This window comes from Pseudomonas sp. LP_7_YM, from assembly GCF_004364435.1.
In the GTDB taxonomy this organism is placed as follows: domain Bacteria; phylum Pseudomonadota; class Gammaproteobacteria; order Pseudomonadales; family Pseudomonadaceae; genus Aquipseudomonas.
The window spans coordinates 761,901-783,126 of the sequence record NZ_SOCT01000001.1 but is presented as its reverse complement, the minus strand read 5'-3'; the positions used below and the strand labels follow the sequence as shown (position 1 = coordinate 783,126).

Genomic DNA, 21,226 nt, shown 5'->3' with positions numbered 1-21,226 from the left:
GCTTGGGTCGCGCAAGCGATCACGCCATCTGGCTGATCGTTTTACGAAAGCGCGAGAGCGAAATCGCAAACAGGACCGAGCCGATGATGAGCAACGTCAGGAATGTCGGCCACACCACCGTCAACCCTGCCCCGCGATAGAGAATCGCCTGACTGAGCTCCACGAAGTGGGTGGTCGGCGCCACCAGCATGATGTTCTGCACCAGCTCCGGCATGCTTTCACGCGGCGTGCTGCCGCCCGAGAGCATCTGGAGCGGCAGCAGCACCAGAATCATCAACATGCCGAACTGCGGCATGCTGCGCGCCAGCGTCGCCAGAAATATTCCCATGGACGTGGTGGCGAACAGATGCAGCGCAGCCCCGGCCAGAAACAGCAGGATAGATCCCTCGACCGGCACATGCAGCAGGCCCTGGACGATGAATACCAGCGACAGCGCAGCGGCAGTCAGTACCACAAGCCCCATGGACCAGACCTTGGCCAGCATGATTTCCCGCGGGGTCACCGGCATCACCAACAGGTGTTCGATGGTGCCGTGTTCTCGCTCGCGAATCAGTGCTGCGTTGCGGCTCAGCTCTGTCTGGTCGTGGTCCAGCACCGCGTAGCTGAGGTTTTCCACGTCCATGCTCAGACCAAAACCCATCACCAGCATCAACACCAGTGAACCGATCAGCGCCAGCGTGGCACGCACCGGATCACGCTGCAGTTCCAGCGCTTCGCGCCACAAGTAACTGAACATGCGATTGAAGCTGAACCTCGGTTCGCCCGCAGAACTGGAAGGCTTGGGCCTGATTGCGGGTGCAGGCACCTCCCTCGGTGCTTCGTCGGCTGGCCGGCCGCCTCTTGCAGGTAAGCGATGAAGGCCTGTTCCAGCGAACTGGCGCCCCGCTGCTCGACGATATGTGCGGGGGTGTCGCTGACCAAGACCTTGCCTGCGTGCATCAGCGAAATGCGGTCGCAGCGCTCAGCTTCATTCATGAAGTGGGTGGAGATAAAGATGGTCACGCGATCACGCCGCGACAGCTCGATCAACAGGTTCCAGAAGCCATCACGGGCAATGGGATCGACACCCGAGGTTGGCTCATCGAGGATCAGCAACTCGGGGCGGTGAACCGTCGCCACCGCCAGGGACAGACGCTGGCGGATCCCCAGCGGCAGGCTTTCCGGAAGACTGTCCAGCACGTCGGCAAGATTGAAGCGCTCGGCAAGTTCTCCATGTAGGCGGTGGCAACGATGACACTCATGCCTGTCCGTTGCTGCCTTATGCTGCCGATCAGGTCCCAGAACTGGGCCCGCGCCAAAGGATCCACGCCAGTGGTGGGCTCGTCCAGGATCAGCAGGTCAGGGTCATGAATCAACGCACAGCACAGGCCCGGTTTCTGTTTCATGCCGCCGGACAACTTGCCGGCCGGCCGGGTCAGAAACGAGAACAGCCCGGTGCTGCGGGTTAGATCATCGATACGACGGCGGCGCTCGGCAGCGTCATGGCCAAACAGCCGGGCGAAGAACTGCAGGTTTTCTTCGACCGAAAGGGTCGGGTACAGATTCTTGCCCAAGCCTTGCGGCATGTAGGCAATTCGTGGGCAGACCCGATTGCGATGGCTCACCTGACGCATATCGCCGCCCAGCACGCTCACCTGCCCTTGCTGTATCGCTCTGGCACCGGCCAGAAGCGACAGCAGGCTGGATTTGCCCACACCGTCCGGGCCGATCAGCCCGACCATCCTGCCCGCGGGGATCTCCAGCGTTACGCCGGCCAGTGCCTGGATCTTTCCATAGGTCAGCACCACGTCCTTGACGCTGGCGACGCCTGGCAGAGATTCGCCTTGGGCCTGGTCAATCATTTGGAGACTTTCACAGCCAGCTTAGCCGGCCATTGCGTTTGCGGGTCTAGCTTGACCCACGCCACGCCGGGCAGCCCGGTCTTGATCTGTGTAAGGTTGCGCAGCAAAAGGTCGCGGTCTATCTGCGCCTTGACCCGGAACATCAGCTTCTGGCGTTCGCTGGCAGTTTCAACGGTCTTTGGCGTGAATTGCGCAACGCTGGCCACGAACGAGACCTTTGCCGGAATGACGTACTGGGGAGCCGCATCGAGAATGATGCGGATAACACTGCCCAGCGCGACGCGCCCGGCCACGCTTTCCGGGAGAAAAAACGTCAGGTAGACATCGGAAAGATCCACCAGGTTAAGCACCATGCCGCCTGCCGCCAGCACTTCGCCAGGCTGGGCGACACGGTACTGAACGCGTCCGGCGCGTGGCGCCACCAACTGGCTGTCGCTGATATCGGCCTCTACCCGGGCAATCGTGGCCAGGCTCGCAGTCACAGCCGATTGCGCGCCCACGACCTGAGCCTGGGTAGCCTCGATATTGGCCTGAGCGGCCGCCACCTGAGCCTGAGCCGCCTTAAGCGTCGCCTCGGCGCTGCGCACGTTGGACCGGTCGTCATCGTATTGCTGGGCCGACAGTGCTCCCTCACGGGACAGCATTTCGGTGCGTTTCAGGCCGCGCTTCATCGCATCCAGTTCGCTTTCCCGCTGTGCGACCAGCGCCTCGGCAGCCAGTTTGTCACTGCGACGCACCATCACCTGTGCCTTGACGCCCAGCTCGGTATTGATTGCCTGCTGGTGCTGCACAGCCGCTTCATCACGCTGGGCTGTCAGCGTCTGGATTTGCATGTTGGCCAGCTTCTGCCCGCGTTCTCTAGACCAGGTGTATCTCACGCATGCCCAATGAGCCCACCAAACGCCGAGGCAGGCCGCCCAAAGCCGAAGAGGTCAAACCCGACGCCATCCTCCAGGCGGCCCTGAAATGCTTCGCCACCCACGGTTTCGAAGGCGCCAGTCTGCGTCGCATCGCCACCTCGGCAAATGTCGATGTGGCGTTGATCGCGCATCGCCATGGCGCAAAGCTGGACCTGTGGAAGGCAGTGGTCGATGACATCGCCCGTAAGTTCGTTCTGGAACTGAGTCGTACACCGAGTCACGCCGAAGTGGCTGGCGCTACGTCTATTGACCGACTTCAACTGGCGATCAACCAGATGATCGATTTCTCCGCGCAATCGCCGGAAATGGCGATGTTTGTCATAAAGGAAATCGCCCAGCGCGATGAGCGATTTCACTACGTCTATGAGCGCCTGATCAGGCCCGCGCAGGACGTCTTGTTGCCCACTGTAGAGTGGGCAATCGCAGACGGTTTTCTCAAGAACGTTGATCCCGAGCTGTTTTTCTACAACGTCACGGGGGCCATCGCCCTGACCGTTTCCATGCCCTCTTTAGTCCGGTTCGACGGTGATGCACTCAGCTCGGAACATTTCTTGCTCGGCATGAAAGTGCTGTGGCGATCTCTGCTACAGCAGGCCATTTGAACGCAGGAGCTAAACCTGCAGTGGTGCGTTGGTCACTGCCAAAACGGCGGCTTAAGCACTTTGCGTCACCGAGACCGGATGGGTTGAAGCTTCAAGTTCGCGCACCAGCGGCAGGACATGCTCACCGAAATAGGCGACTTCTTCCTGAAAGTGCAGAAACGCCGACAGCACCAGGTCGACGCCGACTGCTTTCAGCGCGACGATTCGCTCGGCGATCTGCTTCGGGGTGCCGATCAGGTTGGTCTTGAAGCCGTCGTTGTACTGCACCAGATCCTCGAACGTGGATTTGGCCCAATTACCGTCGCCTTCGGGACTGGCCCTACCCGCCTGTTTTGCAGCATCGCCGAATGCGTTCACGGCCTGCGGGTCAGCTTGGTCGATGATGTCCTGAAGCACGGCGCGCGCCTGCTCCTCGGTTTCACGGGCGATGATGAACGCGTTGACGCCAATCTTCACCGAGTGCCCCGCGGCGGCGGCCTTGGCCCGTATATCGTCCACCTGTGCCTTGATCCCTTCTACCGTGTTGCCATTGGTGAAGTACCAGTCGGAGACGCGTGCGGCCATGTCGCGAGCCGCCCGCGAGCTGCCGCCCTGAAAGATTTCCGGATGGGGTTGCTGAATCGGCTTTGGACGAAGCGTGTACGCGTGGAAGCGATAGAAATCGCCTTTGAATGTGAAGTTGTCTGTGGTCCAGATGCCTTTGAGCGCCTGGATGAATTCCTCTGAGCGACGATAGCGCTCGTCATGTTCGAGCCATGGCTCACCAATGGCGCGAAACTCGCCCTTGAACCAGCCGCTGACGATGTTGATTGCAATACGCCCGGCGGTCAGTTGATCGATGGTCGCCAGCTGCTTGGCGACCACTGCGGGTGTCCAGGGCCCTGGCAAGATAGCCGCGATGACCTTGAGTTTTTCGGTCGCGGCCAACAGCGCATGGCTGAACGCAACCGACTCGTGCTGGTTATCGGCGCCATAGCCAGCCGTGAAGCGGATCTGGGTTAGCCCGTATTCGAAGCCGGCCTTTTCAGCAATCTGCGCCAGCTTGCGGTTGTAGTCGATACCCCAGTCGGTGCGCTGCTCTATCTTGCTGACGATCAAACCGCCGCTGACGTTAGGTACCCAGTACGCAAACTTGATTGGTGTGTGACTCATCTGCTGATCTCCGATGACAGTAAGGGGGCCGCCCGGCGTGGTCGCCAAGGGCGGAGTGTTCACCTTCCTTCCACTGAAAAAGCAGTAACTGTGCCAACCGATAATTCTCTTTTAATTCAAGTGGTTGCCGCTCTACTGCGGTTGAACAGCTCAAGCAACCGGACCTTATTGTTGAACCGGTGTTGCCAGGCGTACATCGGTATCTCTGCTGCTCGCGTCCAGGCTGTGCCTCACCCTTCAGCCAAACAGCAATAGTGTTGGCTGCGCAACACTGGCTTCTATGGACAGGGGTGTCCGCCCCCCATAATCAGCGACTTTGATCCCGGCATGGAGTGTGCACCCGGACGTTGATAACGCCGCACGCACTGCGCGGCTAATCCAGATCCAAATCACGGGAGTTCCTCCATGCCTGCAACGTCGAAAAACCCCCTGTCCCTGGGTACTGACTATGAAACGCTTGCCAATCGTTTCCGTCCTTTGTTCCAGCAAATTTCAGCCGGGACCCTTGAGCGTGAGCAATCCCACACCCTGCCTTACGAGCCGATCAGATGGCTGAAGCAAGCCGGTTTCGGCGCCATACGCGTGCCCACAGAATACGGCGGTGCCGGGGCATCCGTAGAGCAGTTGTTCGAATTGCTGATTGAACTGGCCGAGGCCGATTCGAATATTCCCCAGTCGCTGCGCGGACATTTTGCGTTCGTGGAAGATCGTCTGAATGCACCGCCCAGTGACGAGCGCGACAGATGGTTTCAACGCTTCGTCGAGGGCGAGTTGGTCGGCAATGGCTGGACGGAAGTCGGCAGCGTGAAACTCGGCGAGGTCATCACCAAGGCGAGGCCTGATGGCGACCGGTTTCTTCTCAGCGGCAAGAAGTACTACAGCACCGGCAGCATCTTCGCCGACTGGATCGATGTCTACGCCCAGCGTTCGGACAATGGCGCCGATGTGATTGCGGTGGTCGATGCCCATCATGCTGGCGTTCATCAAAGCGATGACTGGGACGGATTCGGCCAGCGCACCACCGGCAGCGGAACCTCGGTGTTCGAGAATGTCCCGGTTCCCGCCGAACACATCATTGCGTTCGAAAACCGTTTCAAATACCAGACTGCCTTTTACCAGTTGGTACTGCTTGCGGTATTGGCCGGCACGGGTCGCGCCATCGAACGTGATATCACCCGACAGATTCGCGAACGCACCCGTGTGTACAGCCACGGCAATGCAACAAGCGCCAGCGCAGACGTGCAGATTCAGCAAGTGGTGGGTCAGATATCGGCGCAGGTTTATGCCGCACAGGCCACCACGCTTCGAGCGGCCCGGCCGTTGCAACGAGCGTACGAGGCGCGTTTCTCAGGCAATCCCGATGAAGAGCGCGCCGCCAACATCGCCGCCGAGATCGAGACCGCCCAGGCGCAGGTGATCGTCTCCGACCTGATCCTGCGTGCCGCTACGGACCTGTTCAATGCGCTGGGAGCGTCGGGTGTCAGTGTCAGCAAGGCGCTGGACCGTCACTGGCGTAACGCGCGCACTGTGGCTTCGCATAATCCGCTTATCTACAAAGCGAAAATCGTCGGCGACTGGAGCATCAACGGCACCGAGCCGCCTTATGTCTGGCAGATCGGCCAAGGCAATCCGACGTCCGGCTGAGTGTACCGGTAGCCGTTCGGTCGGACGGAACGGAGGACCATCCGACCGAAACTGCACGTAGGGTGCTCAGTAACGTGGCTTGACTGCCTTCCACTCGGGCTTGTACTTCTGCATCTGCTTCACATCGTCCCGCTGGCGAATGCCGCAGCTGAGGTACTGGTCGTTGAGTTTGCCCAACTGGTCGTAGTCCAGTTCAAGGCCGAGGCCGGGGTCGCGGGTGATTGTCACGCAGCCATCCACGATCGGCAGTTTGCCGCCCTTGATCACCTCTTCGTCCGGTTCTTGCCAGGGATAATGGGTGTCGCAGGCGAAATCCAGATTGGGCACGGCGGCCGCTACGTGGGTCATCGCCATCAGGCTGATGCCCAGATGTGAGTTGGAGTGCATCGAAACACCAAGGCCGAAGGTCTCGCACATTTTCGCCAGCGCCTGGGTGTCGCGCAGCCCCCCCCAGTAATGGTGATCTGCAAGGACGATCTGCACGCTGTTGAGCGCCACGCTGCGCCGGAACTCGTCGAAATCGGTGACCACCATATTGGTCGCCAACGGCAGTCCGGTGCGCTTGTGCAATTCGGACATGCCGTCCAGACCCGGCGTCGGATCCTCGTAATACTGCAAGTCGTCACCCAGCAATTCGGCCATGCGAATCGCGGTTTCCAGCGACCAGTTGCCGTTGGGATCAATACGCAAAGGATGGCCGGGAAAGGCTTTTTTCAGCGCCTTGATGCACGACACTTCATGCGCAGGGTCCAGCGCGCCGGCCTTGAGCTTGATGCTCTTGAAGCCATAGGCCTGGATCATGCGTCGGGCCTGGGCGACGATCTGTTCCTCGCTCAACGCCTCGCCCCAGCTGTCCGGCGCGTAAGGCGAGTCGGCGTGCTGTGCGTATTTGAAGAACAGGTAGGCGCTGAATGGCACTTGGTCCCGAACCGCGCCACCGAGCAGGTCCACCAGCGGCAGGTTCATCGAGCGCGCTTGCAAGTCGAGAAACGCCACTTCAAACGCCGAATAGGCATTGCTCACCGCTTTGCTGGCATGCGAACCGGGCGCCAGTTCGGCACCAGCGATGCTGGCTGGCTTGTTTGCCGCGACCGTGGCTTTCACCACCTGGCGCAAATGGTTGAGGTTGAACGGGTCCATCCCTATCAACTGGCTTTGCAACTGCTGCTGGATGGCCAGCGCCGGTGCGTCGCCGTAGCTCTCGCCCAGGCCGATGTAGCCGTTGTCGCTTTCAATCTCGATGATCGAACGTAAGGCAAAGGGCTCATGAATGCCACTGGCATTGAGCAGGGGCGGATCACGAAAGGCAATCGGGGTGACGGTGACACGCGTGATTTTCAAAAGACTTCTCCCGGTCAATCAGGGTGTGAGGCTGGCAGTGGAGCTCAAAGCGGTGGCGGTACGCAGCGAGGCTGGCTTTTCAACCGGCGCACGGCGCTGATCGCGCTTGGTCGTGTTACCAGGTTCGCCCTTGGGCGTGGTGCGAGCGAAGAAGATCACCCCAGCCGCCACCAACGAGGTGATGGCCAGGCCATACATGCCGCCCTGTATCGAGCCGGTGGTCTGCTCGAGAAAGCCGAAGGCGGTCGGGGCAACGAAACCGCCGAGGTTGCCGACCGAGTTGATCAGCGCGATAACCGCTGCCGCAATCCGCGCATCCAGATAGCCTTGTGGAATCGGCCAGAACAGCGCGGACGCCGCCTTGAAACCGATGGCGGCAAAACAGATGGCGACAAACGCGAATACCGGCCCGCCGATGGTCGACATGAACATGCCGCAGGCGGCGATCACCAACGTGACCGCTACCCACGCCTGCTGATGCTTGAAGCGTGCGGCCAACGCTGCGAAGCCGTACATGGCGACGATGGAAATGATCCACGGGATCGAGTTGAACAAGCCGACATCGAAGTCGCTCATGTTGCCCATTTTCTTGATCATGCTCGGTAGCCAGAACGTTGCGCCATAAATGGTCAGCGCCACCGAAAAGTAGATGAAGCAGAAGAGCAGGATCTGTCGGTCAGCCAGCAATTTGAACATCGATGGCCTGGCCACCTGCGCCGCTTCGCGGGCGCGCTGCTCTTGTGCGATGGCGCCGATCAATGCGCCCTTCTCGTCGTCGCTCAGCCACTTGGCCTGGCTGGGGTGGGACTGCAGCCAGAACCACACGAACCCGCACAGGACGATGGAGGCAAAGCCTTCGATCAGGAACATCCACTGCCAGCCGTGCAGGCTCAAGCCGTCGATGCCCAGCAGTGCGCCGGACACTGGCCCCGAAATCACCGAAGCGACTGCCGAACCGCTGAGGAAGATCGCCATGGCCCTGCCGCGTTCGCTGGACGGTAACCATTGGGTGAAGTAGTAAATGATGCCCGGGAAGAACCCCGCCTCCGCAGCGCCAAGGATGAAGCGCAGGACATAGAAGCTGGTTTCGCCACGCACGAAGGCCATGGCCATCGCCGCCGCGCCCCAGGTCAGCATGATCCGGGTTAACCAGGCACGGGCGCCGAAGCGCTGCAGAAGCATGTTGGAGGGGACTTCAAACAGTGCGTAGCCGATGAAAAACAGCCCGGCGCCCAGGCCGTACGCCGCAGCGCCGATGCCCAGGTCGGTTTCCATGTGGCTACGGACGAAGCCGATATTGACCCGGTCGATGTAGTTGACGATGAACATGATGACGAACAGCGGCAAGACGTGACGCTTCACCTTGGAGGCCGCACGGGCGAGCACCGAGACGTCCTCGGGGGCATGGACAGTATTCAAGAGGCAACTCCCATTCATTGTTTTTTTGGGGATGAGCCGATGATGGACGCTGCGATTGATCCCGTCTAATCTAGATTGACTGTTGATTGATACCCGGAATATATCAATGTTTGAGCTTGCCCAATTACGCAGCTTCGTTACCGTGGCGACCGAACTCAACTTCCGGCGCGCGGCGGAACGCCTGAACATGACCCAACCGCCTTTGAGCCGGCAGATTCAGTTGCTGGAACACCATCTGGGTGTCGAGTTACTCACCCGCAGCACCCGCAGCGTGGCACTGACTGCGGCGGGTCGGGCGTTTTTCATTGAAGCGCAGAACCTGCTGGAACGTGCGCAGCAAGCCTCCCTCGCCGCCCGCCGTTTTGCCGACGGGGATATCGGGTCGGTGACCATCAGCTTCGTCGGCAGTGCCGTGTATGAGTTTCTGCCCAGGGTCATCACCGAAGCCCGAGTCAGCCAGCCCCACGTGAAGATTTCGCTGACCGAGATGAACACCTATTCCCAACATGAAGCGCTGCGGGCCAGACGCATCGATCTGGGTATCGTGCGTGCGCCACTGTTGCAGACTGGCTACGAGGCCGAGTGCCTGGTGCGCGAGCCCTTCGTGCTGGCGGTGCCGGGCAATCATCCGTTGGCGACTGCCGATGAGGTCCGCGTGCAGGACCTCGACGCGCAGCCGTTCCTCATGTATTCGCACTCGGCCTACCCGCCTTTCAACGAGCTGCTCACCGGTACGTTGCGCTCCGCGCGGGTTGCGCCGCAATACGTGCAGTGGCTGGGTTCGTCGCTAACGATTCTGGCACTGGTCAATGCCGGGATGGGCTTGGCGCTGGTGCCCCGTTGCGCGGCCAATGTGGTGTTCAAGAACGTGGTGTTCCGGGACATCGATCTGGGCGAAGGCGTGCAAAGCGAGCTGCATCTGATCTGGCGTTCGGACAACGACAACCCGGCTTGCCTCATGCTATTGAAGGCCATTCGGGGGGCGGTTGATGCCGGGAAACCCTGATTTGGCTGGGCGGCCATAACCAAAGTGTCCCCGGTGCGGAAAGCCACCTGCTTACTTTGGCCTGATCCGCTGCCACTGATATCAAGAAACACGACGACTAGACCATGCCCCAGCGCGTCGTGTGCGCTGGCATACCAGCGGCGTGGACCCCGATACGGAACATGTTTCCAGAGGCCGGCGCATTGGCCAGCGTATCCAGAGGCACATCGTGCCGGGCACTGGTGATGTGCAGCACCTCATGTGCAGGCCCGCCAAACGCCAGGTCGACAGGGCTGGGCACTGGCAGCCCGATCATGCGGTCGATGCCGCCATCTTCGCTGAAGCGCACCAGGCTCCAGCCGTCGCGCAATGTCGTCCAGACCCCGCCTTCGCTGTCCAGCGCCAGCCCGCTCAAGCGTCCCGAGCCCTTGGGCAGCGTCGCAAAACGCCGCACGTTGGCGACACCGGGCGACATCACATAGAGGCTGCCGGACTCCGGGGCGACGGCGTACAACGACTCTCCACGTGCGTCCCAGCACAGTGCGCTGATGCGCTCCTGAAACTGCCAGGACGAGCGCAGTTCTCCCTCAGCGCTCAGTTCGCCGACGCGGCAGCCGCCATGGGAAGCCAGGCACGCCCAGAGGCTTGCGCCCGGATGACTGCAAAGTCCGACCAGCGCTTTACCCGGCCATCCGGACAAAGGGTGCTGTTGTCCCTCCCGGTCCAGCAGCAACCAGCCTTGGGTATGCGCAATCAACAAGCCTTCGTGATGCAGCTCCATGGCGCAAACCGGGGAGTCCAGACGCGCGAACACCCGCTCGCCCGAAGCGTCCAGCTGGCGAACGGTGGGTGCCAGGGTGTCGACCCAGAACAGGCACTGTTGGGCTTCGGACCAGCGTGGAAACGCGCCATTGAACGCCCACGGCGAATCGACGACTTCCACCTCGCTGTCAGCGACCGCCACGTGCACCTCGTTTAACTGCGCGCCGACCCGCCGCGCTGCGTCGGCCAGTTCCGGCCCCAGCAATTCAAGGCGCTCCAGGGTCAGGCGATAGGCCGGTCCGGCGACGCTCAACGCCCCGCGTACCTTACCGGCGTTGTCGCGAATGGCCGCCGCAACGCAGCGCACCCCCATGACGATTTCTTCGTCGTCGATGGCATACCCTCTGGCACGGGTGATCTGCAGCTCGGTGTTCAACCGGCGGCGGTCGGTGATGGTCAGTTCAGTGAGCGGGGTCAGGGTCAGGCCTTTGATGATGGCCTCACGCGACGCTTCGTCCATGGCTGCAAGAATCGCCTTGCCCTGCCCCGTGCAATACACCGGCTTGCTACGCCCCAGTGCGGCGGAGGAACGCGTGGTGTGGGCGCCATCACAGCGCTCCAGCGACATCACCTGATTGCCATCGAGCACTGCCAGGTAAGACGTTTCGCCGGTCAGGTCGCGCAACGCACGCAATTCGAAGCTGGCCGCAGCCACCAGGTCCGGCATCAGATACGCGTTGCGTACCAGTTCCAGATACCGGAACCCGAGGCGGTAGACCTTGTGCAGTGGATCGCGGCGGATCATTCCGCGCTCGACCAGGCTGGCGACGATTCGGTAAAGCGTTGTACGCGGCAGTGCCACACGAGTGGCGAGTTCTGCCTGGCTCAAGCCCTTCGGCGCCGAACCAACGGCCTCAAGTACGTCCATGGCCTTTTCAAGGGCGCCGGTTCCGTCTGCTGCACTCATGTTTGATTCCCACCATCTGGAACGCTTTGAGCAACCGATCATAAACGCCGTTTCATCGTCGTCAACCGACCTCTAGGATCGACGCACATCACAGGCTTATTTCCGGAAATTTTCCCAACCGGTGGGAATATCGGTCGAGTTATTCGCCGGACCCTGTCACCGCCAACGCTCACCGGCAGGCCGCGTACGCGCTGCATTCAACACCTCCAGGACTGAATCATCCTTTTCGCAACACTGCACAATGAGGTCATAACAATGAAAATGATTTTCCGCTGGCACGGTCCCAAGGACCCCATCAGCCTGCAATACATCAACCAGATACCGGGGCTCTACGGCATCGTCTCATCGCTGTACGACACGCCGCTCGGAGAAATCTGGCCGGTGGAGCGCATTACTGCATTACGCGATGCCGCGGCGGCCTACAACCTGAAGATGGACGTGGTCGACAGCTTTCGCGTGCACGAAGAAATCAAGCTCGGCAAGCCCGGTCGCCAGGCGCTGATTCCGCAGTACATCGAAACCTTGAAAAACCTCGCTGCAGCCGGGGTGAAGGTCGTCTGCTACAACTTCATGCCGGTCTTCGACTGGACCCGCACGCAGATGGAATATCAACTGCCCGACGGCTCCAACACCCTGTCATTCGAAGCCGCCGCAGTGGATCGGCTCGACGTCTCCAAAGGCATCATCCCGCTGCCGGGCATCGGCACCAAATACCCGCCGGAAAAACTTCAAGCCATGCTTGAGCAATACAAGGACGTCAGCACCGAGCAGATGTGGAGCAACCTGGAATATTTTCTCGGCAAACTGGTGCCGGTGGCCGAACAGCTGGGTCTGAAACTGGCACTGCACGCAGACGATCCCCCCCGTCCGGTATTCGGCCTGCCACGGATCATCAAGAACCTCGAAGACCATCGCCGCGTGCTGAGCATTGTGGACTCCCCGGCCAACGGCCTGACCCTGTGCAGCGGAACCCTGGGTTCGGACCTGCGTAACGATGTGCCCTCGTTCATCAACGAGTTCGCCGCGCGCCAGCGAGTGCACTACGTGCACCTGCGCAACGTGAAGGTGTTCGACAACGGCGACTTCTACGAAAGCGCACACCCCACGCCCTGCGGTTCGCTGGACATGGCCGAGATTCTCAAGGCGCTGCATGACGCCAACTTCACAGGCTATGCCCGCCCTGACCACGGTCGCATGATCTGGGGCGAAACCGGCGTGCCGGGCTACGGCCTGTACGACCGCGCACTGGGCATCATGTATTTGCAGGGCCTGTGGGAAGGCATCGCCAAGGAAAAAGCCCGGGCGTTGCAGCAAAAGGCTGGTCTTACCGCCGTCGCTTAAGCCCTGCCCAAAACAACGCCGCGTCGGCAAACAATGCCGACGCGGCGTTTTTTATGGCCGGACTCGATCCGGCATAAGCCTCTACCGCGCCAGCCTGCCCCAATGTGGGACAAGCTGGCCGACCTGAGGGTGGGCAGGCAGGCTTCAGCCTACCTTGGTCAGTTCCATGCGCTGGATCCGACCGACGATGATCCAGTAGCTGAACACCGCGATCAGGCCGTGGGCGCCGACGTAGATCAATGCGCTGGCGAATGAGCCGCTCGATTGCAACAAATAACCGATGACCACCGGTGTGACGATGCCGGACATATTACCGATGGCGTTGAAGACGCCGCCGGTGGTACCTATCAATTCCTTCGGCGCGGTGTCGGCCACCACTGTCCAGCCCAGCGAACCAAAACCTTTGCCGAAGAACGCCAGGCTCATCAAGGCGATCACCAGCGTTTCGTTGCTGACGACGTTGCACAGCATGATGCTGGCGCTCAGCAGCAGACCGAGGGTGATCGGTGTCTTGCGCGCAAGGCTCAGGTTGCCGGTCTTTTTCAGAATGGCGTCGGAGACGAACCCGCTGGACACTCCGCCAATCAGCCCGCACAGCGCAGGGATCGCGGCTACGAAGCCGGCTTGCAGGATATCGAAGCCACGCTCCTTGACCAGATAGATCGGGAACCAGCTCATGTAGAACCAGGTGATTGCAGTGATGCAGTACTGGCCCAGGAAGATCCCGACCATCATCCGGCTTTTGAACAAGCGTCCGATGTCAGCCATCTGACTGCGTTTGGCTGCCCCGGCCTGCTTGTTGGACGGACGCTGCTCAAGGTCCACCAGACCTCCACCGGCGCGAATGTATTCCAACTCGGTGGCGTTCATTTTCGGGTGGTGGATCGGCAGATAGTAATGACGCCACCAGATGCCGCCGATCATCAATCCCACGATGCCCATGATGATGAACACGTACTCCCAACCGAACCGGTGGCAGAGCCAGCCCATGAAAGGTGTGAACAGGGCAAGGGACAGGTATTGCGCGCTGTTGAAAATCGCTCCGGCCATGCCGCGTTCAGAGGATGGAAACCAGGCGGCGATGACTCGGCCCGCAGCGGGCCCGACCGGAGATTCGGACGCTCCGAGCAGAAACCGCAGGGCCAGCAATAGCGGCACCACCAGCCCGATGAAGTGCACCAGGCCCATGCACACGGTGAACACCGACCACAGCGTTACCGCCAGCATCATGGCCTTTTTCGAGCCGATGCGGTCAGCGAGCCAGCCTGAAGGGATCAGGAAGATCACGTATGCCCAGCTGAATGCGGAAAACAGGTAGCCCAGTTCAACGGAAGTGACTCCCAGCTCTCTGGACATGTCGCCACCAGCCACCGACAACGCGGCGCGGTCGCCAGTGCTCAATGCCAGCACAACGGTGATCAAGGCCAGAATGGCGTAGCGCGAGTGGGTCGCCTGCAGCACACCGGCCCCCGCCCTGGACCGGGTGGAAACACTGGGGGGTGCAGACACTTCAAATGTATGGGGTTCGTTCATCGGGTCAGCCTCGAATAATTATTGTGATAGGCAGGTACGGCGCAGACAGTCATGGGTATCCGGGCTGATTTGGGCGCAGCCGGGTACCCTCGGCAGCAAACGCCGAACATCGTTGATGGTTGAATGAACGGGCTGAGCATTTGCGGCATCAGCCCCGCGATGTCTAAGGAATCAGTCCACTACGCCGATCGGCCAGGGGACGAATTCGTTCAGGCCCATGCCCAGCCCTTCGCTTTTGGTCGGTTCCCCGCAAGCGTGACGCAGGATCTGGCGGAAGATCCGCTCGCCCATCTGGGCGATGGTCGCATCCCCGTCAATCACCAGGCCGCAGTTGATGTCCATGTCGGCAGTCATGCGCGTGTACATCGGCGTGTTGCTGGCCAGTTTCATGGTGGGCGCAGGCACCGAGCCAAAGCAGGAGCCACGCCCGGTGGTGAAGCAGATCAGGTTGGCGCCTCCGGCAATCTGGCCGGTGGCGGAGACCGGGTCATAACCGGGAGTGTCCATGAACACCAGGCCGTGCCGGGTGACGGGTTCGGCGTATTCATAAACGTCCATCAGCGGCGCATTACCGCCCTTCTTCGCTCCACCAAGGCTTTTTTCCAGCACATTGGCCAGTCCGCCGGCATTGTTGCCGGGGCTGACCCGGCCGTTGATCTGGGTGTCCCGGCCTTCGTTGTACTTGAGCCACCAATCGATCCGCGCCACCAGTTTGTGGCCGACCTCAGGGGTACGGGCGCGCGCCGTCAGGGTGTGTTCTACACCGAAGATTTCCGAGGTCTCGGAGAGAATCGCGGTACCGCCATGGGCAATCAGCAACTCCATCGCGGCACCCAGCGCCGGGTTGGCCGACAGCCCCGAGAAGCCGTCCGAGCCGCCGCATTGCAAACCGATCATGATGTGCTCGGCCGATACGGTTTCACGTTGCACGGTATTGGCCGCCGCAAGCATGCCTTCAATGGCCGCGATGCCGGCCGCGATGGTCCGGCGCGAGCCGCCCAGTTCGTGCATCACCAGCGTCGCGAACCGCGTGCTGAGCTCAAGCTGCTGCACCTGCAGGAACGACTCCAACTCGTTGTGCTCTTCGCCCAGTGCGATCAACAGCCCCGCAGCGGTATTGGGATGCTTGATATACCCGCCGAGGGTGCGACGCAGCAGATCCATCGGCTCACCGCTGCGCTCCATGCCCGAACCCTGTTCGTGGATATAGGGCACCACGCCGTCGATGTTCGGGTAAGCGGCCAAGCGCTCCGGGGTGAACCAGGCACAGATTTTCCGTGCCACCGTGGCGCCGCTGTGACCGACCGTGAACACGCCGATGTAATTGCGTGTAGCGACCCGGCCGTCCTCGCGCACGATGCCCTCAAAGGTGGCCTGCTGCTCGGGAGGAACGCGCTGGCTCGGGGAGTAATCGAGGCCATGGCGGTAGTCCTTCACCACTTCGTCGAAGGCTATGTTGTGGCTGTGCATCCACGTGCCAGGGAGGATGTCCTCGGAGGCGAAGCCGATCACCGTGTTGTATTTGAGCACCGGCTCGCCCTTGCCCAGAAACCGGGTGGCGATCTTGTGCCCGGCGGGGACTTTCTGCAGGGTCGTCAGGCCCTCGCTCGGCACCGCTGTACCGGCTTGCACTTCCATGCGCGCAACCACCACGTTGTCCTTGGGGTCCAGGCGAATGAAGGGGCTTCTGGCGGGCGCCCTGTCACTTTCGACGGCCTTGTTCAGGTCTGTTGTTGTCATTGTTGTCTGCTCCATCCTTACGCCAGTACGCCCTTGGGCCATGGCACGAATTCGTTTTCTCCACCGCCAAGCTCTTCGCTGCGGGTCTGCTCGCCGGAGGCGTGAGCCAGCAGCCGCTCGAAGATGCGCTGCCCCATCTGCCCGATGCTCAACTGGCCGTCGAGTACCGGCCCGCAGTCCACATCCAGATCGTCCACGAAGTGGCGGAAAACCTTGGTCGTGCTGGCCAGCTTGACCGTCGGCGCCAGCGCCGCCCCGAAGCCGGAACCGGCGCCTGTGGTCAGGCAGATCAAGGTGGCGCCGCTGGCCACCTGACCGGTCGCGGACACCGCCTCGTAGCTCGGTCCGTCCATGAACACCAGGCCTTTGCCGGTGACTTTATGGGCATAACCGAACACACCCTGAATGGCTGTGCTGCCACCCCGGCTCAGCCCGGTCAGTGCGCGCTCACGGATAGTCGACAGCCCCTTGGCTTCACGATCACCCAGGATGCGGCGATTGAGTCGCGTATCACGTCCCGCCTGATACGTTCGCCATTGTTCAAGGGTCGCGTGCAGTTGGGCCGCGACCTCAGGGTTTGCCGAGCGCGGCAGCACATCATCGCCAAGGGCGACCAGATCGCTGGTGTCGCAGAGCATTACCGTAGCGCCGTTGCGCACCATCAAGTCCATCGCCGCGCCCAGCGCCGGGTTGGCCGACACCGCGCAGAAACCGTCCAGTGCTGCCGACTGCAGACCAATGCTCAAATGCTCGGCGGATACGGTCTGACGGCGAGTGGCGTTGGCGGCGGGCAGCATGCGCTCAATGGCCGCGATGCCCTGCTCGATGGCGTTGGCCGTGCCGCCCACCTCTTGCAGCACCAGGGTCTGGAAATTTGCTGCAGCGGCAAGTTTTTCCTGCTCGAGAAAGCCGTAGATGTTGTTCCGCTCGCAACCCAGCGCCATGACCAGCGCGCCGGCGATATTGGGATTGCGGATGCTGCCGCTCATGGTTCGGCGCAGCAGATCCATTGGCTCGCCGGTCATTTCCATGCCGCAGCCGAGTTCGTGAATGAACGGGATCACGCCATCGACGTTCGGCCAGTCTGCCAGTCGCTCCGGGGTAAACCAGTCCGCCACCCGCCGCGCCGCTGTCGCCGCGCAATTGCCGACCACGAACACCCCCAGATAATTGCGCGTGGCGACCCGGCCATCGGCGCGCACGTAGCCCTGGAAGGTTGCTCTCGCTTCGGCAGCCATTGGCGCCTCGGCCTTCGCGGCGGGCAGCGGATGGTGCACCTCATGGTCGAGCTTGAAATCAGCATTGCGAATCTGCTCGCCTGCACGAATATCACGCACGGCGATGCCAATCGGTTGACCGTGCTTGACCAAGGGGCTGCCAGCGGCAATGTCGACTGCCGCCAGTTTTTGCCCAGCGGCGATGGCCTCCCGGGTCATGATGGGCTCGGTTTGCAGCGGGGTGCCTGCAACGATATCAACCCGGGCGATGACCAGATTGTCATCCGCGTCCAGACGTATGAACTGCCGGGCGATGGTCAAGCCAGCGTTCTGCGCAATATAGGTAGGCAAGGCTATCTCCTCTGCGCCCCGCAAGCCTGAAGCCGAACGGTGCGCGAAAAGTGGAACGTGGGTCGAAGGGACTTCGACCGTTTTGTTTTTGTGGGAACGACGTTCTATCGGGGGCAACGTGACTTCGTGCCTCAGAACGTATCTGGCGCTGAATATTGCAGATCAGACGTAGAGAAAAAAGCGACGGTTACCGGGTTTGCTGCGAACGCCGGCATTTGTTCCACATGGTGAGATTCGGCCGTGACGATCAAGGCGGGTATCGACGCCGGCTGACGGAAATGCCAGGGACGTCCTCGACCGGGTCGGCGCTGTTTGAAATCGCCCCATCACCCCCGGTTTTCTCACTATCTGGAACGCACAGCGCCCCTCACCGAAACGCGTGTTCCCATCGGCATACCCCGTCCGTAGGATCGGGCCTACCTCCGGCAGCGCCTCCAATGATGGCTGCCTTCCCCCGATGAAGGAAAACAACATGCACAAGGGAGACCTCTGATGGCTGATATCGACCAGGCCAAATACGCTGCACTGATCCGCCGCTATTTTGCCGCCTGCAATGGCGCCGACCATGCCGGACTGCTGGCCTGCTTCACCCCCGATGCGGTGCATTACTTTCCCGCGGGCCTGCCGGACATTCCCTGGCGTACCGCGCAGACCATTGCTGACAAATGGGTCTGGTGCGTCGAGAACCTGGGTTCGCAGTGGACCATCGAAAAGATCCTCGTCAGCCACGACAGTCATGAGGCAGTCATCGAGTGGACGCACTGGAAGAGCATCCCCGGGACGGCGCTGCGGGGGGATGAATGGTATGTGTTCGATGAGAAGAGCGGGCTGATCAAGGAAATTCGCGCTTATTACGCCTCCCCTGCGGACAAGGGCGTGGCCATCAATGAACTGGTGGCTTTCGACTATAGCGGCCGCGGCTACCATCTCGAACCCGCGACGGAGCGCCAGTCATGAGCGCACCGGACATCCTGGCCATCGATCAGGCCGTCGCCACGGCGCATACCGTATCGCGTCAATGGGCAGAGTCCGACGCGACGGTTCGCGCAGGCTTGCTCGACGCGCTGGCCAATGCGCTGGAACATAATCAGTCGGACCTGATCGCCCTGGCCGATCTGGAGACCCATCTGGGCAGCGCTCGCCTGACCGGCGAGATCGCCCGTACGGCGTTCCAGCTGCGCGGTTTTGCCACCGAAGTGCGTACTGGCGCGCCCTATCTGCGTATCGACGACCCAGCGGTGGCGGGCGCCCCACCCGCAGGCCGCCCTGCCATGAGCCGGGTGCAGCAACCGTTGGGGCCGGGGCGATATTCGGACCGGCCGCAGTGGTACTCAAGGTGCATTCGGTGGCGCAGGCGGTGCAAGTATTCGACGCCATTGGTGGCAGCCTGACCGCGACCCTCTGGGGCATGAATGAGGACAGCGAGGACAACCGCACGCTGATTCGCGCCGCTCGCCAGATAGCGGGTCACGTACTGTTCGCCGGAGTGCCAACCGGGGTTGCGGTGTGCCACGCGCAGGAGCACGGCGGCCCTTGGCCGGCCTCGACACGACCTGAAAGCACCTCGGTGGGCTTTGCCGCGCTTCAGCGCTTTCTTCGCCCGGTTGCGCTGCAGGATGCACCGCACTGGCTGCTCGACTGAGCCGCCCCTTACGAATCATGCCCGCTCGAACAGGAGGCAGCCGTTACCCCGGACTTCATGCAGCGAGATCGAGCGGGCAGACGTCAGGTAGCGGACACCTGAGGTCACACGCTACCCCCTCCTTTGCCGCTGAGCCCACATAACCGCTTCCAGGCAGTGACCACGCGCTGCCTGACTGCCTGAGCCATCCCGCCCAATCAGGTAGGTTCAAGCATTTTCCAAGCCCGCCTGCGCTATCGACAGGCTCGATGCATAATCCCACGGACTGGAACTTCGACAGCTCGCAGTCACAACAGCGGTATTGCGCCTGCCGACAATTCTCTAGGATCGAAAAAGATCCAGTGGCCCCCGGCAAAACTTCTCCCACAGGACGGGAACGAAGCACTGGCAACGCTCATCAGCCTGGAGAACAAGAATGACGCAGATCCATCAATACGCAGACACCCTGACCGGAGCTCCCGAACGTCATATCACCGTCAGTGACGAGGTGCTGGAGCGCCTGTCGCGTTGCAGCAGCGGATCGCTGACCACCCAACTGTTCAAGCTGGGCTTTCGTCAGCCGGCGCTGGTCGGGTTACGCGCATTGAACAAAGACATCAAGCCCTTTGCCGGTCGCGCCTTCACCATGCGCTTTATCCCGGCGCGGGAAGACATCGACACCTACGGCACCATGACCACCCAACCCAACCAGGACAATCTGCAATGGCAAGGCGTGGAGCGGATTCAGCCGGGGGACGTGCTGGTGATCGACAGTCAGAACGATCCCCGCGCCGCGTCAGCGGGCAATATTCTGGTCACACGCCTGCTGGCCCGGGGCGCCCATGCGATCGTCACCGACGGCGCCTTGCGTGACGGCAGTGAAATCGCCGCGCTGCCGCTTCCTGCTTACGCTCGCGAAGTGACCGCCACCACCCGCATCTCCTATCACCACGTCGCTGATCTGCAAGTGCCGATTGGCTGCGCGGGCGTTGCCGTTTATCCCGGTGACGTGATCGTGGGGGACGGCGATGGCCTGACGGTGGTTCCGGCGCATGTGGCCGAAGCGTTGGCGGACTACTGTCTGGTTCAGGACGACCTGGAAGGTTACCTGGCGATGCGCATCGCAGCAGGTGAGGCACTGTGGGGCGTATACCCACCGAGTCCGGCCGCCATTTCCGATTACCACGCCTGGGTCGCTTCGGGACGTCCTGCCATCGCGAGCATTATTACAAAGGCCAATGAGCAATCGGGCACTGGCAAGCAAACGCCTCACTCGGAACAGGGCAAAGGAGAATGCCAACCATGATGAAACATATCGTGATGTTTCGCCGCCTGCCTTCGCTGCCCAAGGATGTGGAGTTGGAAAACCACCTGGTTCAGTGGATGAAAAACCTGCATCAGGACATCGACTTCGCGCGTAGCTGGAAGCTCTCGGCCAATGAACTGGATCGTCCGATCTGCTGGGACTACGTGCTGGAAACCAGCTTCGATGATGCCGAGGCGGTCAATCGCTACCTGCCTCACCCGGCGCATGTCGCACTCATCACCGAGCTGAAAAAATACTTCGAGTGGGCAGCCGTCGATTATACGGAGGCCGATACACAGACCATTTGATGCAAGTAGAGGCATGGGCGGTGAATGACCGCCATTGCTTCGGCACTCCACAACAATAATGAGACGAGGCACACATGAACAACCACGAGCGTTATGCGCTGGAGGGTTCCGCGCCTGTCCCTGCGCCCTCCTCGGCTCATTCGGTCAGATCCCGTGCGACCGTCGCAACCTTAAGA

18 protein-coding genes and 1 pseudogene are annotated in these 21,226 nt (G+C 61.2%); 9 read left to right on the top strand and 10 right to left on the bottom strand.

The genetic code is table 11. From position 1 onward, the window contains the following. Positions 1-19: 19 nt before the first annotated feature. From EC915_RS25110 to EC915_RS03520, 3 genes and pseudogenes are all read right to left on the bottom strand, one after another. Positions 20-688, bottom strand: coding sequence for an ABC transporter permease (locus EC915_RS25110; RefSeq protein WP_372237850.1), 669 nt, complete (start codon positions 686-688; stop codon positions 20-22). Further along, a pseudogene (locus EC915_RS25100) lies at positions 689-1,841 on the bottom strand (ATP-binding cassette domain-containing protein); the annotation flags it as partial. Continuing rightward, on the bottom strand, positions 1,838-2,674 hold the full coding sequence (locus EC915_RS03520; protein WP_133749114.1) for an HlyD family secretion protein: 837 nt from the start codon (positions 2,672-2,674) through the stop codon (positions 1,838-1,840). The pseudogene EC915_RS25100 and the gene EC915_RS03520, both read right to left, overlap by 4 nt. A 47-nt stretch (positions 2,675-2,721) precedes the next feature. Here EC915_RS03520 and EC915_RS03515 point away from each other — a divergent pair, with 47 nt between their 5' ends. Continuing rightward, complete coding sequence (locus EC915_RS03515; protein WP_133749113.1) at positions 2,722-3,363, top strand: TetR/AcrR family transcriptional regulator; 642 nt, start codon at positions 2,722-2,724, stop codon at positions 3,361-3,363. A 51-nt stretch (positions 3,364-3,414) separates the two neighbouring features. Here the strand turns inward: EC915_RS03515 and sfnG are convergent, their stop codons facing one another. Next, positions 3,415-4,515: a dimethylsulfone monooxygenase SfnG gene (gene sfnG / locus EC915_RS03510; RefSeq protein ID WP_133749112.1), complete on the bottom strand. Its 1,101-nt coding sequence runs from the start codon at positions 4,513-4,515 to the stop codon at positions 3,415-3,417. Positions 4,516-4,920: 405 nt separating this feature from the next. Between sfnG and EC915_RS03505 the strand changes: the two genes are divergently transcribed. Next, positions 4,921-6,159 (top strand): acyl-CoA dehydrogenase family protein, encoded by a 1,239-nt coding sequence (locus EC915_RS03505; protein ID WP_133749111.1) that lies wholly within the window; start codon positions 4,921-4,923, stop codon positions 6,157-6,159. 66 nt (positions 6,160-6,225) lie between these two features. On the opposite strand, the gene EC915_RS03500 is transcribed toward EC915_RS03505, so the two are convergent. Further along, on the bottom strand, positions 6,226-7,500 hold the full coding sequence (locus EC915_RS03500) for a glucarate dehydratase family protein (protein ID WP_133749110.1): 1,275 nt from the start codon (positions 7,498-7,500) through the stop codon (positions 6,226-6,228). A gap of 18 nt (positions 7,501-7,518) precedes the next feature. Then, positions 7,519-8,886, bottom strand: a complete 1,368-nt coding sequence (locus EC915_RS03495) for an MFS transporter (RefSeq protein WP_256658661.1) — start codon at positions 8,884-8,886, stop codon at positions 7,519-7,521. Positions 8,887-9,025: 139 nt separating this feature from the next. Between EC915_RS03495 and EC915_RS03490 the strand changes: the two genes are divergently transcribed. Further along, a complete protein-coding gene (locus EC915_RS03490) occupies positions 9,026-9,925 on the top strand; it encodes a LysR substrate-binding domain-containing protein (RefSeq protein WP_133749108.1) in 900 nt (299 codons plus the stop codon). A 97-nt stretch (positions 9,926-10,022) separates the two neighbouring features. Here EC915_RS03490 and EC915_RS03485 read toward each other — a convergent pair whose 3' ends face one another. Continuing rightward, complete coding sequence (locus EC915_RS03485) at positions 10,023-11,633, bottom strand: IclR family transcriptional regulator C-terminal domain-containing protein (protein WP_133749107.1); 1,611 nt, start codon at positions 11,631-11,633, stop codon at positions 10,023-10,025. Positions 11,634-11,888: 255 nt separating this feature from the next. Here EC915_RS03485 and EC915_RS03480 point away from each other — a divergent pair, with 255 nt between their 5' ends. Further along, positions 11,889-12,974, top strand: coding sequence for a mannonate dehydratase (locus tag EC915_RS03480; protein ID WP_133749106.1), 1,086 nt, complete (start codon positions 11,889-11,891; stop codon positions 12,972-12,974). A 144-nt stretch (positions 12,975-13,118) separates the two neighbouring features. On the opposite strand, the gene EC915_RS03475 is transcribed toward EC915_RS03480, so the two are convergent. The 3 genes from EC915_RS03475 to EC915_RS03465 form a co-directional block, all read right to left on the bottom strand. Beyond that, entirely contained in the window at positions 13,119-14,507 is a 1,389-nt protein-coding gene (locus EC915_RS03475) for an MFS transporter (RefSeq protein ID WP_133749105.1), read from the bottom strand. A gap of 171 nt (positions 14,508-14,678) precedes the next feature. Continuing rightward, entirely contained in the window at positions 14,679-16,145 is a 1,467-nt protein-coding gene (locus EC915_RS03470) for a UxaA family hydrolase (protein ID WP_372237849.1), read from the bottom strand. A gap of 119 nt (positions 16,146-16,264) precedes the next feature. Then, a complete protein-coding gene (locus EC915_RS03465; protein WP_256658639.1) occupies positions 16,265-17,815 on the bottom strand; it encodes an altronate dehydratase in 1,551 nt (516 codons plus the stop codon). A gap of 492 nt (positions 17,816-18,307) precedes the next feature. Here EC915_RS03465 and EC915_RS03460 point away from each other — a divergent pair, with 492 nt between their 5' ends. The 5 genes from EC915_RS03460 to EC915_RS03445 all read left to right on the top strand — a co-directional run bounded on the left by EC915_RS03460 (position 18,308) and on the right by EC915_RS03445 (position 21,050). Next, on the top strand, positions 18,308-18,772 hold the full coding sequence (locus EC915_RS03460; RefSeq protein WP_133749103.1) for a nuclear transport factor 2 family protein: 465 nt from the start codon (positions 18,308-18,310) through the stop codon (positions 18,770-18,772). Further along, positions 18,769-19,206, top strand: a complete 438-nt coding sequence (locus EC915_RS25095; protein ID WP_256658638.1) for an aldehyde dehydrogenase family protein — start codon at positions 18,769-18,771, stop codon at positions 19,204-19,206. Before EC915_RS03460 ends, EC915_RS25095 begins: the two co-directional genes overlap by 4 nt. Beyond that, positions 19,173-19,457 (top strand): hypothetical protein, encoded by a 285-nt coding sequence (locus EC915_RS25090; RefSeq protein WP_256658637.1) that lies wholly within the window; start codon positions 19,173-19,175, stop codon positions 19,455-19,457. Before EC915_RS25095 ends, EC915_RS25090 begins: the two co-directional genes overlap by 34 nt. A gap of 415 nt (positions 19,458-19,872) precedes the next feature. Next, a complete protein-coding gene (locus EC915_RS03450) occupies positions 19,873-20,742 on the top strand; it encodes a ribonuclease activity regulator RraA (protein WP_133749102.1) in 870 nt (289 codons plus the stop codon). Beyond that, positions 20,739-21,050: a Dabb family protein gene (locus EC915_RS03445; protein WP_133749101.1), complete on the top strand. Its 312-nt coding sequence runs from the start codon at positions 20,739-20,741 to the stop codon at positions 21,048-21,050. Before EC915_RS03450 ends, EC915_RS03445 begins: the two co-directional genes overlap by 4 nt. Positions 21,051-21,226: the final 176 nt, after the last annotated feature.

Bases quoted from the DNA above. Each gene is read 5' to 3' on its own strand.
- EC915_RS03485 (WP_133749107.1), bottom strand. From the start codon at position 11,633: ATGAGTGCAGCAGACGGAACCGGCGCCCTTGAAAAGGCCATGGACGTA.
- EC915_RS03445 (WP_133749101.1), top strand. From the start codon at position 20,739: ATGATGAAACATATCGTGATGTTTCGCCGCCTGCCTTCGCTGCCCAAG.
- EC915_RS03470 (WP_372237849.1), bottom strand. From the start codon at position 16,145: ATGGAAGTGCAAGCCGGTACAGCGGTGCCGAGCGAGGGCCTGACGACC.
- EC915_RS03460 (WP_133749103.1), top strand. From the start codon at position 18,308: ATGGCTGATATCGACCAGGCCAAATACGCTGCACTGATCCGCCGCTAT.
- sfnG (WP_133749112.1), bottom strand. From the start codon at position 4,515: ATGAGTCACACACCAATCAAGTTTGCGTACTGGGTACCTAACGTCAGC.
- EC915_RS03505 (WP_133749111.1), top strand. From the start codon at position 4,921: ATGCCTGCAACGTCGAAAAACCCCCTGTCCCTGGGTACTGACTATGAA.
- EC915_RS25095 (WP_256658638.1), top strand. From the start codon at position 18,769: ATGAGCGCACCGGACATCCTGGCCATCGATCAGGCCGTCGCCACGGCG.
- EC915_RS03490 (WP_133749108.1), top strand. From the start codon at position 9,026: ATGTTTGAGCTTGCCCAATTACGCAGCTTCGTTACCGTGGCGACCGAA.
- EC915_RS03520 (WP_133749114.1), bottom strand. From the start codon at position 2,674: ATGCAAATCCAGACGCTGACAGCCCAGCGTGATGAAGCGGCTGTGCAG.
- EC915_RS03480 (WP_133749106.1), top strand. From the start codon at position 11,889: ATGAAAATGATTTTCCGCTGGCACGGTCCCAAGGACCCCATCAGCCTG.
- EC915_RS03450 (WP_133749102.1), top strand. From the start codon at position 19,873: ATGACGCAGATCCATCAATACGCAGACACCCTGACCGGAGCTCCCGAA.
- EC915_RS03475 (WP_133749105.1), bottom strand. From the start codon at position 14,507: ATGAACGAACCCCATACATTTGAAGTGTCTGCACCCCCCAGTGTTTCC.
- EC915_RS03515 (WP_133749113.1), top strand. From the start codon at position 2,722: ATGCCCAATGAGCCCACCAAACGCCGAGGCAGGCCGCCCAAAGCCGAA.